Annotated in this window: 14 protein-coding genes; 2 read left to right on the forward strand and 12 right to left on the reverse strand. The window is 32.8% G+C overall.

Features of this window, described 5'->3' with window-relative positions; genetic code table 11:
* On the forward strand, positions 1–957 hold the full coding sequence (locus LWW95_02155) for an ABC transporter ATP-binding protein (GenBank protein MDL1955846.1): 957 nt from the start codon (positions 1–3) through the stop codon (positions 955–957).
* On the forward strand, positions 950–1,903 hold the full coding sequence (locus LWW95_02160; protein ID MDL1955847.1) for an ATP-binding cassette domain-containing protein: 954 nt from the start codon (positions 950–952) through the stop codon (positions 1,901–1,903). The genes LWW95_02155 and LWW95_02160 overlap by 8 nt, the downstream gene beginning before the upstream one ends.
* Here LWW95_02160 and LWW95_02165 read toward each other — a convergent pair.
* The 12 genes from LWW95_02165 to LWW95_02220 form a co-directional block, all read right to left on the reverse strand.
* On the reverse strand, positions 1,900–2,325 hold the full coding sequence (locus tag LWW95_02165) for a hypothetical protein (protein MDL1955848.1): 426 nt from the start codon (positions 2,323–2,325) through the stop codon (positions 1,900–1,902). The genes LWW95_02160 and LWW95_02165 overlap by 4 nt on opposite strands.
* A gap of 9 nt (positions 2,326–2,334) precedes the next feature.
* A complete protein-coding gene (locus LWW95_02170) occupies positions 2,335–3,501 on the reverse strand; it encodes a PilT/PilU family type 4a pilus ATPase (GenBank protein ID MDL1955849.1) in 1,167 nt (388 codons plus the stop codon).
* A 3-nt stretch (positions 3,502–3,504) separates the two neighbouring features.
* Positions 3,505–4,587 (reverse strand): type IV pilus twitching motility protein PilT, encoded by a 1,083-nt coding sequence (locus LWW95_02175; protein ID MDL1955850.1) that lies wholly within the window; start codon positions 4,585–4,587, stop codon positions 3,505–3,507.
* 8 nt (positions 4,588–4,595) lie between these two features.
* Positions 4,596–5,498 (reverse strand): biotin--[acetyl-CoA-carboxylase] ligase, encoded by a 903-nt coding sequence (locus tag LWW95_02180; protein ID MDL1955851.1) that lies wholly within the window; start codon positions 5,496–5,498, stop codon positions 4,596–4,598.
* On the reverse strand, positions 5,483–6,127 hold the full coding sequence (locus LWW95_02185; GenBank protein MDL1955852.1) for a biotin attachment protein: 645 nt from the start codon (positions 6,125–6,127) through the stop codon (positions 5,483–5,485). Before LWW95_02185 ends, LWW95_02180 begins: the two co-directional genes overlap by 16 nt.
* Positions 6,128–6,129: 2 nt before the next feature.
* Positions 6,130–8,361 carry an acetyl-CoA carboxylase carboxyl transferase subunit alpha/beta gene (locus LWW95_02190; GenBank protein MDL1955853.1) on the reverse strand — a complete coding sequence of 744 codons (2,232 nt, stop codon included), beginning with the start codon at positions 8,359–8,361 and terminating at the stop codon, positions 6,130–6,132.
* Complete coding sequence (locus LWW95_02195) at positions 8,358–9,755, reverse strand: acetyl-CoA carboxylase biotin carboxylase subunit (protein ID MDL1955854.1); 1,398 nt, start codon at positions 9,753–9,755, stop codon at positions 8,358–8,360. The genes LWW95_02190 and LWW95_02195 overlap by 4 nt, the downstream gene beginning before the upstream one ends.
* A gap of 73 nt (positions 9,756–9,828) precedes the next feature.
* A complete protein-coding gene (gene lpxC / locus LWW95_02200) occupies positions 9,829–10,734 on the reverse strand; it encodes a UDP-3-O-acyl-N-acetylglucosamine deacetylase (GenBank protein MDL1955855.1) in 906 nt (301 codons plus the stop codon).
* A gap of 124 nt (positions 10,735–10,858) precedes the next feature.
* Entirely contained in the window at positions 10,859–12,154 is a 1,296-nt protein-coding gene (gene purB / locus LWW95_02205) for an adenylosuccinate lyase (GenBank protein ID MDL1955856.1), read from the reverse strand.
* A gap of 12 nt (positions 12,155–12,166) precedes the next feature.
* Entirely contained in the window at positions 12,167–12,946 is a 780-nt protein-coding gene (locus tag LWW95_02210) for an SAM-dependent chlorinase/fluorinase (protein MDL1955857.1), read from the reverse strand.
* Positions 12,947–13,123 (reverse strand): hypothetical protein, encoded by a 177-nt coding sequence (locus LWW95_02215; protein ID MDL1955858.1) that lies wholly within the window; start codon positions 13,121–13,123, stop codon positions 12,947–12,949.
* Positions 13,124–13,125: 2 nt separating this feature from the next.
* Positions 13,126–13,542 (reverse strand): hydrogenase iron-sulfur subunit, encoded by a 417-nt coding sequence (locus LWW95_02220; protein MDL1955859.1) that lies wholly within the window; start codon positions 13,540–13,542, stop codon positions 13,126–13,128.
* Between the last annotated feature and the right edge of the window lie 21 nt (positions 13,543–13,563).

Genomic DNA, 13,563 nt, shown 5'->3' on the forward strand with positions numbered 1-13,563 from the left:
ATGCTTCTTAAAGTAATTGATCTTCATGTTTGGTTTCGTAAAAAAAGAGAAATTATAAGAGCAGTTAATGGTGTTTCTTTTTCTTTATCTTCAAATGAAAGCTTGGGTTTAGTAGGCGAATCGGGTTCTGGTAAAACAATTACTGCTTTAGCTATCATGCGATTAATTCCAGCACCAGGTGAGATAGTAAAAGGAGAAATATGGTTTGATAATCAAAATCTACTTACTCTTTCCTTAAACGAAATGCAACATTTACGTGGCAAGAAAATAGGGATGATATTTCAAGATCCCATGACTGCTTTAAATCCTGTTTTTACTATTGGAGAACAGATTAGTGAAGTTTATCGCTATCACTTTGGTTGTTCGGCTAAAGAAGCAAGAGAAAGAAGTATAGAAATGCTTAAAAAAGTAGGTATTCCTGATGCTGAAAGTAGATTTGATGTTTATCCTCATCAATTGAGTGGTGGAATGCGACAACGGGTAATGATTGCTATGGCTTTAGCTGCTCATCCCAAACTACTCATTGCTGATGAGCCTACAACAGCTTTAGATGTTACAATTCAAGCTCAAGTGCTTGAATTGATGTTAAATTTAAAAAAAGAGATGAATATGAGTATCCTTTTTATCTCTCATGATTTAGCGGTAGTTGCTCAGATAGCTCAAAAAATAGCTGTAATGTATGCAGGAAAGATTGTTGAAATGGCTATTGCTGAAGAAATTTTTAAAAATCCCATGCATCCTTATACTCAAGGATTATTAGAAGCTATTCCAAGGATTGAGAATATTTCTTTTAATAGACGACATTTAAAATCTATTGCTGGTGAAGGATGGGGATTAGTAACTGGTTGTGCATTTGCTCCAAGGTGTAATAAAAAATTATCAATTTGTCCAAGGCAATTCCCTCCATATAAAAATATTAGTCCTACCCATAAAGTTGCCTGTTGGCTTTATGCATGAGGTGTTTTTAAATATTAAAAATCTAAATAAGACTTATAAAATAAAACCTCATCCATTTAGTCTTAAAACTTTGAAGTTAAAAGCAGTTGATAATGTTTCATTTGAGATTAAAAAAGGAGAATTATTAGGACTTGTTGGAGAAAGTGGTTGTGGTAAAAGTACTTTAGGGCGATTGCTTTTGCTTTTAGAAAAACCTGATAGTGGTGAAATTTGGTGGCAAGAGACTTGTTTGACAAAATTAAATTTAAAAAAATTAAAAAAATGGAGACGTTTATTTCAACCAATCTTTCAAGATCCCTTTGCTTCATTGAATCCAAAATTAAATATTTATCAGATTTTGCAAGAACCTTTAATTGTACATAATATAGGAAATAAGAGAGAAAGAGAAAAGTATATAACTCAAATTTTATTTGAAGTTGGATTGTCACCAGAAGTTAAAAGAGCTTATCCACATGAACTTTCTGGTGGTCAGCGGCAAAGAATAGCTATTGCTCGTGCTTTGATTTTAAATCCTGAATTTATTGTAGCTGATGAACCTACTTCTGCCTTGGATGTATCTATTCAAGCACAAATAATTAATCTCTTGTTAGATATTCAAGAAAAAAAGAAAATTACTTATCTTTTTATTACACATGACTTAAGCCTTTTAGCTCAAATAGCTGATAGAATTGCTGTTATGTATCTTGGAAAAATATTAGAGATTATGGAAAGAAGATATTTTTCTGAAGACCACCATCCTTATACAGAAATATTATGGAATTCTGTACCAACATTAGAAAAAAGAAAGAAAAAAATATTTATTGGTGAACCTCCACATCCTTTATCCTTACCTGAAGGATGCTTATTTTACCCTCGTTGCCCTCATTGTATAGAAAGATGTAAAAAAGAAACACCTATTTTAAAAGAGATAAAACCAGGACATAAAATTGCCTGTCATTTATTTTAAAATACTTCTAATTCTTCCCTTGCTTTTTGAAAACCACGATAAAGATTCTCATAAGCTTTTACAATATGAGGTAAAAATTCTGCTAAATTAGGTAAATCTTTTGGATTCACAATAGCATTAACATTTTTTGAAAAAGCAGAAAATGGATTTAATGTTTCAAGCTCTGCATCAATAAGAACAAAAATCATTCTACGTCTTTTTTCTGGTGGGAACTGAGTAATAATTTGTTCTATATGTGGGTGAGTTTTAAGATAGTCTGAATTGACAAAAATTAACCTATATTCTCCTCCAAGAAGTTCTTGAACAACTCCTTCTTCATCTCTAGGAAGTACTAATTTAAATTTCCAATTAAGCTGCTCACAAGCACTTTGAATAATCTCTAAAGGTACACCAATAAGTAAGATATCATAAAATTCTGCCATAATTTGCCTCTAAAGAAATTTAAATTTTTCTCGGCTTATTCCCTCTATTTCTAATTTACCTAAATCAGAAGTTTTTTCTCCTCTTCTAGCTCTAATTTCATCAATACCCTTTCTTACAACCGAACGAAACGTTGCATAAGCTAAAGCAGTTTCTTCATCTATCCACCCTTTTTCATAAGCACGAATAAGGTCTTGGTCAAATGTACGCATACCAAATGGTGCGCCTTTAATTATAATATCATAAAAATTTTCTATAGTAATTTGTCCCATAATAGCATCTTGAACCCTTAATGTGTTTTTTAAAATTTCAAAGATTGCAAATCTTCCACCATCTCGTTTAGCAAGTAATTTTTGACAAACAATCCAACGAAGTGCTCCAGCTAAACGAGTACGGATAAAGCGTTCTTCTTCTTTACTTACCATATCTATAAGTCGATGAATTGCTTGACCAGTATAAGAGGCATGAACAGTGCTAAATACAAGATGACCTGTTTCAGCTGCATTTAAAGCTACTCTTACTGTTTCTGGATCACGTATTTCACCTACCATTACTACATGTGGTGCCTCTCTTAAAGCTGCTCTCAACGCTGTAGGAAAATCATTAAAATCTGTGCCTAATTCTCTCTGATTAAACGTTGCCTGATTTGGTGTAAAAGTAAATTCAATAGGGTCTTCAAGGGTAATAACATGAACAGGGCGGGTGCGATTGATTTCTTCTAAGATAGCTGCAATAGAAGTAGATTTACCACTACCTGTTGGTCCACAGAAGAGTACAATACCAGCATGTTCTTGAGCAATTTGTTTAAAAACAATTGGTAACTCCATCTCTTCAATTGTAGGTACCTTTTCAGGTAATCTTCTCATTACCATAGCATAACCAGTACGTTGGGAATAAATATTGATACGTAAACGTGTATGTCCTACTTGATAAGAAAGGTCACAAGAACCAGTTTTCACTAAATCGCGCAGCAAACGACGTCTATTTCCTATAAGAACAAGAGCAAGGGTTTCAATTTGGAAGGGAGTAAGTTTTTTAAAGCCTGCTATATTTAAACGATGAAGCTTACCATGAAGTAAAATTTCTATGGGATGATATGGTGTAAAAAGAATATCAGAAAGCTCAGGATGTGTCTCAATTGCTCGCTTAATAATATGATCTACAATTCTTTTATCCATATTTTAAACCTCAGTAAAATCTTTAGGCATACGTTTGAGAAATGGTCTAAATTTTGATTTGTCAATAGCATTTAAATAAGCATCTTCAGGGTCTATCCAACCCTTTGTTAAAAGTTCCATAATGGCATCATCTAAAGTTTGCATTCCATATTTTTTACCTGTTTGAATAAGAGAAGGTAATTGATATGTTTTGTTTTCCCTAATAAGATTTCTTACCCCATAAGTAGCTACCATAATTTCTAAGGCTGCAACTCTACCAGGTTGGTCAATACGTTTAAATAGAGTTTGGGAAATAACACCACGGATAACATCAGCTAAAAGGGAACGAATAAAATTTTGTTCTTCAGGTGGAAACATTTCTACAAGACGGTCTATAGTTTTTGTTGCACCAACAGTATGTAAGGTGCTAAATACAAGATGACCTGTAGCAGCTGCCTCCATAGCCAATCTAGCAGTTTCAAGGTCACGAATTTCTCCTACAAGAATAATATCTGGGTCTTCTCTTAAAGCACTTCTTAAAGCAGCTGCAAATGATTTTGTATGAGCACCTACTTCACGATGAGTAATGACGCAATTTCTATTAGTATGAACAAATTCTATTGGATCCTCAATTGTAATAATACGGCTTTTTCTTTTTTCATTAGCATAATCAATGATGGCAGCTAAAGTAGTTGATTTTCCACTTCCAGTAGGGCCAGTTACAAGGACAAACCCTTTAGGTAATAAAGCAAAACTTTTTAAAACTTGAGGTAATCCCAATTCATCAATAGTCATAATTTTATTAGGAATTTCTCTAAAAGCAGCTCCAATACCATCTTTATGCATGAAGTAATTTGCTCTATATCTAGCTAAACCTGCTACTTCATAAGCAAAATCTAAATCCCCAGTTTCTTCAAAAGTTCTTATTTGTTGTTCTGTGATAATTTCATAAAGCATTGTTCTTAATTCAGTTTCTTCCAAAACATGATACTTTACTTTCTGCAACTCACCGTGTATGCGCAGCATAGGTTGAGAGCCAGAAAGGAGATGAAGGTCAGATGCATTGTGTTCATGCATTAGTTTAAAAAAAGCATCTATTCTAGCCATAATCTCCCTCACACATATTTTAATTCACCTGTATAAACAGTAGCTATTTCTCCTTTTTGACAAAAACGAATATTTAATCCTCCATAAGAATCAATATCTAACACTTCTGCTAATTCTCCCCTATGCTTTTTAAGGTCTTCTCCATAATAAACTATTCGGCCAACAGTATTTGAATATTCGGTAAACAATTTAATAATTTCTTTTGTATCTTTTTTAATTTCAGCATCATGTAATAATCCAATATACCAAATTAACTTTACAACTATTAAGCAAAAAAAGAAATCAATATTATATGATCTGCCTATAACATTTTTCACTGAAATAGCAGGAATATCTAAATTAGGATGAATTTTATTATTAACATTGATTCCTATACCAAATAAAAGATAAGCCTCTTTATGAGAAGAAATATAAGTTTCTGTAAGAATTCCTCCTATTTTATAATTATCTACAATGAGATCATTAACCCATTTAATGTATGCTTTAATTCCTATTTCTCTTAAAGCTTCACAACATGCAATACCAACTACTAAGGGATAAAGGTGAATATAAGGAGGATCTATTTCTGGATAAAGAAGCAATGTAAACCAAAGCCCACCCAATGAAGCATACCAATCCCTTTGGTATCTTCCTTTTGCTTCAGTTAACATTTCAGCAATAAAAACAGTTCCAGAATAAGGAATCCTACCATTAAGATAACTTCTTTCAATGTATTCTTTAGCTAATGCCATTGTGCGATGAGCAAGAGAATAACAGTAAAGATGACTTCCAATCATTTCTCCTCGCCGCCAGATAATTTCTGCCTCTTTCCTTCTTTTTTTTCTTTTTTCCAATTCTTTTATTTTTACCTCTTTCAGTATATGTTTGAGAAGTTTTTCCCTATTTTTGTCTCTAATTATGTTTCTTCCCATTCTAACTGAATTTTGTTAACAAGACTTGAAATAAATTCAGTCTGCTCAGGTGGACAAATGCCTAATAAAGGTGCTCCTTGTTCAACAGTAACATTTGGTTTGAAATAAATAGCATAAATAACTCCTGGTTCCCCTTCATAGATAAGGGGGATATCTCTTTTCATCCTAGACATAATTAAAAATTCCTCTCCTGGATGAATGATTACTGCACGATGTCCTTTTTGTTCTATTTTTTTATTTAATTCAGGAGTAAAATAATATCTAGCTGTTTCAGGAGCTCTAAAAATATATAAAAAACGCTCAATAATTTTATTGACAACTTCTTCTTTATTAAGGCGATGTTTAATAGACATAATAGGAGTTTTTGCCTCAACAAATTGACCATTTAATTCTTCTTTTATATCTACAATTTCTCCATCAATTGGTGCATGGATGGATTTTGGATTCCCCTGACGTAAGATTGTATAAAGAATAGTGCCTTTTTTTTCAAACCATTTACCAGTAGTGCCTTTTACTTTATCTCCTTTTTTTACTTTGAGAGATACAATACCAGTATGAGGAGTTGAAATAACATAGGTTTCAAATGGATTGGATTTATATTCAGCAATAATTTTTTCTATATCTTCCATTTTTAACGATAATAAAGATTTTTCCCACCCATAGTAAGTAGAGCCATATATAATCTTTTTCTAAATTCTCTTCTATCCCAAATACCTTGAATATGTCCTCTTTTAAGTGCATTTTCAGCACTATGATAATCAGGAGGTACTTCCTGATTAGTGGTTTCTCTTATTACCCTTGGCCCAGCAAAACCAATACGTGAAGATTTAATAGCAAATTGATATGGAGCACAACCTAAAAAACTCGCTACCGGACCAGCATAAGAATTATTATCATAAACGACAATATAAAGACCTCCAGCTTCAATATATTCCCTTACAGCTACAGTACATTTAGGCATTTGCACAACACCAATAGTACCTTCATGGATCCTTATGCCAGCAGTACCATGTACATAAGCCAAAAATGGTTGACGTAATAATTTTGCTCTTTCACAGGCAAGGACAAACTTTTCTCCTTCAGCTGCTCCTACAGTGCCATTGCGAAAATCACTAAAAAGCATAGCTACTACAAGAGAAATACCCATAACTTTTGCATCAAAGGTAATAATAGCACTTAATCTTTTTGTTTTTTCCCTTGCTTTTTCCAACTTTTCATCAAAATTCTTATATCCCAATGGATTTGTAGAAGCAATTTCACTATTAAATTCTCTAACTGAATTTTTATCAAATAAATTATTCAAATACCATTGATATTCTAAGGGAAAGTGATGTCCACAATTTGGACACACACCACATAACTCTCCATACAAATCTGGTATCCAAATATCATAACATCCATATCTTTCACTATTAGGACAGCTAATTGTCTTATCTACATTGGCAAGTGGACTAACATATGTTTCTCCAAGATAGGTATCTTCTTCTACTACCATTTCATAAACAGGTAAGGATGGCTTTTTGGATGGGAGAATTTTCTCTTTTAATTTAACAAATGGACTAAATATATGGTCAGATATTATCTGGATTTCTGCTTGGACCTCTTTTAAAAAGTGTTGAATGCGTCTTAATGGTCTTTTCATAATATGAAAAGAAACAAAAGTTTTTACTCTAAGCCAATTTTTTTCTACCTGATCTATCTTTTTGCGCCAAAGGCTTCTTTTATCTAAAAAAAATCCTTTAGCCATATTTTTGTATTTTAATTTGCGTTTTTGTAGAAGTTTTTCAATTTCTTTATCATTTAATCTCCAATGTACATAAATTTTTGTAGTATCAGTTGGCCCATTCTTCTTTAAATGATAAGCTCTTAATGCCCCTAATGTTTTGACAGAAAGACATACCTCATCTGTTGCTCGAATAACTTCTTGTTTTAAAAACTTAAAAAATTCATAATCATCACTCCTTGCTCCTAAAGGAGGTTCTTGAATAATGCGGTCAATAGTGCCTAGTTTTAAGTTGTCTTTAGCAGTAATTTTTAACTGCTCTGCACAAAAATGTACCAATTCAGGCGGTACTTTTTCTCCTTCTTTTACTCTCCCTTCAATAGCAGCAGCTCCTTCTGGTGAAATGACAGAATAATACCCATGCGAAAACATAATACGTAAATCAGCTAATCCAATTGCTTCAGCACCTCCAGAGCCACCTTCAGAGATAAAAGCAATGATAGGTACTCTTAAACCTGCCATAGCATAGAGATTTCTAGCAATCTGTTGAGCTGCACCAGGATAATCTTCAATAGGATAGGCACCTGGTGTAAAAATATAAGAATGAATAGGTATACCTTCTGTTTCAGCTACTTGCATAAATCGCAAGGCTTTCTCATTACCCCAAGGTTTTGCACTACCGCCATTTCGGAATTCTTCTCCATGTCCTTTTTCATGACCAATAACCATTACCTGGTGTGTATAAATTCGATTGCCTACTTGACGATTAATAGTTGCTCTTGCAACAATAACAGCAGGGTCAATATTATTTTCTTCTTCACCTCCTAATTCTACATAATCATCATAGACATTTTCTAAAATATCCTTTAATGTCATCCGAAAGGGATGACGTACAATGTGAACATAATCTAGAGGAGTAAGTTTACTATCAGCTTCTTTTTCATAAAAGGAAATCTGTGAAGCAATTTTATCCAAATCTTCATTTACTTCTTTTTCTGGAAGTTCATATATTTTTTCTACAATATCCTCAAGCCAATCTCTTAATGTAATAAGATTATCGCCAAAAATTTCTCCTTTAATATCTGAAAGATAAATTAAACGTCTTCTTAAATACTCTATTCTTTTTTCTACTTCTATCATAGATTGAATTTTTGAATTTCTTCTATTTTATCTTTTAAGAATCCAATATTTGTTATAATTTTTTCTCCATAATTATTTTTCCCATCAATTTCTATTTCATTTAAAACTTGTTTTCCTCTTTCTTTAGCCTGTTCTATAGTTTCTCCCCAAACTAATACAAGAGCAAGATTTGGGTCATAATCAGTAGGAATAGTATATGGTTTATCTTGAGGTACATGGGTATAAACTGTTAGCCACTGATGTTCTGGTAACTTAAAACGAGTAACTGTTCCACCCCAAGGTTTAAAACCATGTTTTGTATCTTCTGCAAGGATTCTAAATTCGATACTAGCACCATGAAAACTTATATGTTTTTGTTTATATTTTAATTTTTCTCCTAAGGCAGTTCTAATTTGTTCTTCTACTAAATTTACTCCTCTTGGTTGCTTTTTAATTTGAGAAATTAAACCAGAAACACCACTTTCAACCTGAATTCTAGGATTGACTTCTAATAAATAAACTTCTCCACTTGGTGTAACAATCCATTCCCATGTACCAACGCTATCATAATCTAAATAATTAGCCATTTTCAAAGAATAATTGATAATTTTTTCAACTACTTTTTCTGGATCAAATTCATAATGATAATTTGGATTAAAAGCTGGAGCGACTTCAATACGTTTTTGTCGGTTAATGCTTTGAATAGTACAATTTCTTGTACCAAAATGCACTCTTTCTCCATGACGACTGCAAACAAGTTGTACTTCAATATGATTAAAAACAAAAAATCTCCTTTCTAACAACACTCCCTCATCCCCAAACTGACGTTTAGCATATCTTCTTATTCGCCGATATGCAGCTCTTAATTCTGCCAAATTTCTTACTTCTTCAATACCCATTCCACCACCACCATAAGAGGCTTTAACAAGAATAGCAGGATGTTTTATGCCTTCTTCCCATTGTTGATGAAAAAGTTCTAAACCAATGTTTTCAGCTTCAATTTCATTATATATAGGCTTATCTGAACCAGGAATAACAGGGATTCCCAATTTTTTAGCCAAATTTTTTGTATTGATTTTACTTCCTAATTCTTTAAGGATTTCCCAATGAGGACCAATAAAGATTAAGGGACGTTTTCGCTGTGTAACACGACGAGCAAACCTATAATTTTCTGCCAAAAATCCATATCCAGGATGAATAGCATCACATTTGCTATAATCGGCAATTTCTAAAAGCTCATTTGGGTCATTATAGCTAGCAATCCGATAGATTTGCCCTTTTTCTTTAGCTAATTTGACATGAAGAGAATCTTTGTCTTCTTCAGTATAAACAGCAACAAACTCTAATCCCAATGCCTGACAGGCTTTCATAATGCGAATAGCAATTTCTCCTCTATTAGCAACTAATACTCGCATCTAAATTAAGCATAAACATAGCTTGAGTAAAGAAAGGCGTCAAGATATTAAATTAAAGGAAAAAAATGACGATTTATTTCTTTTTTAATTGATAATTAACTGTTTCAATTTGAGGGGATAATGTTATAATTTCCCAAGCTTTTTTATTATTCCAAAGTTTTTGAGCCATTTTGTGATTTAAAGCGTGTCCTGTTTTATAGGCATCTATACGTGCAATAGGAAAATGTCCTAATAAAGCCAAATCACCTAATAAGTCAAGGATTTTGTGTCGGACAAATTCGTTTTTGTATCTCACACCTTCTTTGTTTATTACTTGAAAATCATCAATTACTACAGCATTGTCTAAAGAGCCACCTTTTGCTAATCCTTCTGCTTTTAACTTTTCCACATCTTTTAAAAAACCAAAGGTCCTAGCTCGACAAACTTCTCTTTCAAATCTTTTAGCAGAAAAATAAAAAGTATAGCTTTGTTTTCTTAAAAGTGGATGGTCAAAATCAATGGTAAAATGAATAATCAACCCACCTTCAGGTGAAGGCTTTAGTCTTATCCATTTTTCCCCTTCTTTTAGCCATATTGTTTTTTTCACCAATATTACTTTTTTAGGCACAAGCTGATATTTAAAACCAACCATCTTTATAAGATAAACAAAAGGACCAGCACTTCCATCCATAATAGGTACTTCAGGGGCATCTAATTCCACAATAGCATTGTCTATCCCCATGCCAAGAAAAGCTGCTAATAAATGCTCTACTGTACATACAGTAACATCATTCCCCCCAAGTGTGGTTGCTAATCGATCATTTACTACATTTAATATATGTGCTTTGATTTCTGGCTTTCCAGGAAGATCTATGCGTCTAAATATAATGCCTGTATCTGGAGGGGCAGGACGAATTTTTAAATTTACTCGTTGTCCTGTATGAAGACCTATTCCTGTACAACTAATTTCATCTTTAAGCGTTCTTTGAGCCCAAAACATTTTTTATTTACAATGCAAAACCTATGCCTTTATTTTTTATTACTAATTTCTTGCATTTTTTCTTTTCCAGTGTGTAAAAAAATACACAAATTTTTGCTTATGTGTGTTTTTTAAGACACAGTTACTAATTTTGAAATACTCTAGCAAAAATATTATTAACATGACGTAAATGCCTGTTTAAATCAAAGATTTCTTCAATTTCCTCTTGTGTAAGATAATTCATAATTTCTTTACTACTTAAAATGGCTTCTTTTAAATTTCCTTCTCCTCTCCATACCTGCATGGCACAATTTTGAACCATTTCATAAGCCTTTTGTCTTGATAGTCCTTTTTTTACCAAAGCAAGCAATATTCCTTGAGAAAATATGAGACCTCTAGTAATTTCAAGGTTTTGTTTCATTTTTTCAGGATATACATGCATATTAGCAATAATATTTTTTAGGCGATGAAGCATAAAATGGATTAATATTGTGCTATCTGGCATAATAATTCTTTCAACTGAAGAATGACTAATATCTCGCTCATGCCAAAGAGCGATATTTTCAAGGGCAGCCATAGCATTAGTGCGCACAAGTCTTGCTAGTCCACAGAGATTTTCACATTGAATAGGATTTCTCTTATGAGGCATAGCTGAAGAGCCTTTTTGTCCTTTACCAAATGGTTCTTCTACTTCTAATACCTCTGTTCTTTGTAAATGTCTGATTTCTAGCGCTATCTTTTCAATAGTACCAGCTAAAATAGCAAGAGTTGTAAAATAATGAGCATATCTATCTCTTTGAATAATTTGGTTAGAAATAGGAGCAGGTTTTAATCCTAATTTTTCACATACATATGCTTCTATTTCTGGTTCAAGATAGGCAAAAGTACCTACTGCACCAGAAATTTTTCCATAACTAATATCTTCAAGCGCTTCTTTAAGCCTTTTTTCATTCCGTCTCATTTCTGCATACCAGAGGGCAAGTTTTAATCCAAAGGTGATAGGTTCAGCATGCACTCCATGTGAACGACCAATCATAACAGTATCTTTATAACGCCATGCCTGCTCTTTTAATACTAAAAGGATTTCTTTAATTTTTTCTAAAATAAGTTCTGTGGCTTCTTTTAAAAGAACAGCATTGGTTGTATCTAAAATATCTGAAGAAGTTAAACCTAAATGCAGATAATGTCCTTCTTTCCCGATTTCTTCTTCTAAATTGGTAATAAAAGCAATAACATCATGTTTTACTGTTTCTTCTATTTCAAGTATCCTTTTTACAGAAAATTTTGCTTTTTCTTTTATTTTTTTCAATGCTTCTTGTGGAATTACTCCCTTTTTTGCCCAGGCTTCACAGACAAGGATTTCTATTTCTAGCCATTTTTTAAACTTATTTTCTAATGTCCAAATTTTTCCCATTTCTGGAAGGGTATAACGGGGAATCATGATTTTTCTCCTTTAAAAATAAATTTCAATTTTTTCTCCTATATTTGCCTTAAGGCTTTCTTTAGCATTTCCTAAAGATTGAGCAATTTCTAAATAGTCACTGCTATCCCATAAAGCCAGGATTTCACCAGGTGAAACTGCTAAATAATGGGAGGCTATTTGTTTTAGGGTAATATTTTTAAAATGAATAGAAAATGACTTATTACCAATATATTTATCAAAGATTTTTCTTGAAATATTAGAGATAAGATTTCCAAAGCGGTCAATATAAATAATTTCGCCCTTAAGACAATCAACTTCTTTAATAGGTTTTGGCCAGTCAATACGTACATAATCATTAATTTCTTTACCTAATGTTTCTGGTTTTACACCTAAAGATAAATATGCAGCTATGGGAGCAAATATATCTCGCCCATGAAAAGTAGTGCTTATTTTAGGTAAAAAATAATGTGGATTATTTAAATGATAAACTTTTGTTTTTTCATTTTGATAAACAAGTTCAAGGACTCCATTATCTGGAGCAACAAAGAGATAATCTTCTGTAACTGCTAAAATAGGTCGTCTAGCACTACCTACTCCTGGGTCTACAACTATCACATGAATGGTACTTTTTGGGAAAAATTGATAGACAGTTTTTAACAGAAAAGCAGCTTCTTTAATATCTTGAGGTCTAACTTCATGGGTTATATCTACAATTTTTGCTTCTGGATTAATGTTTAAAATCACACCTTTCATAACACCAATATAAACATCTTTTAAACCAAAGTCTGTTAAAAGTGTAATTACAGACATCTAATCAAAACGACCACTCCTAATAGCTTCAAGTCCATAGGCTGTGATTAATAAAAAGCCAGTAAGAATAAACCACATAACATTACTTTTTCCAAGAAATGGAAAAAAATGCATTAACAGCTTGGCACTAACTAAACTAGCACCAAGCCTGATTAAAAATTTTGTTGCTGGATGCATAATCAAAAGGTTCTATAAGGACTTGGCCCTAATGCTTTTAAGGTTTCAGTCATTTCTTTAACAACACGGGCAAACTTTTCTGCTTCAGAGGCAGAAATCCATTCAAGACGAAAACGCTCTTGTTCTAGGCCAAAGTCCTCAAGCATTACCTTAATAGCCTCTGCCCTATCCTGTGCTCTCTTATTACCTTCCAGGTAATGACACTCACCTAGGTGTCAGCCAGCAATTAGAACACCATCTGCTCCTTTTGTAAGTGCTTCAATAACCAAATTTGGATGAACCATTCCAGAACACATTACACGAATGATACGAATGTTAGGTGGATATTGAATTCTAGAGGTACCAGCAAGATCTGCTGCTGCATATGCACACCAGTTACAAAGAAATCCAATAATAATAGGTTCAAAATCTTCTGCCATATTAACACCTCCCTTAAAAAT

The sequence above is a fragment of the Candidatus Desulfofervidus auxilii genome, assembly GCA_030262725.1.
Classification (GTDB): domain Bacteria; phylum Desulfobacterota; class Desulfofervidia; order Desulfofervidales; family Desulfofervidaceae; genus JAJSZS01.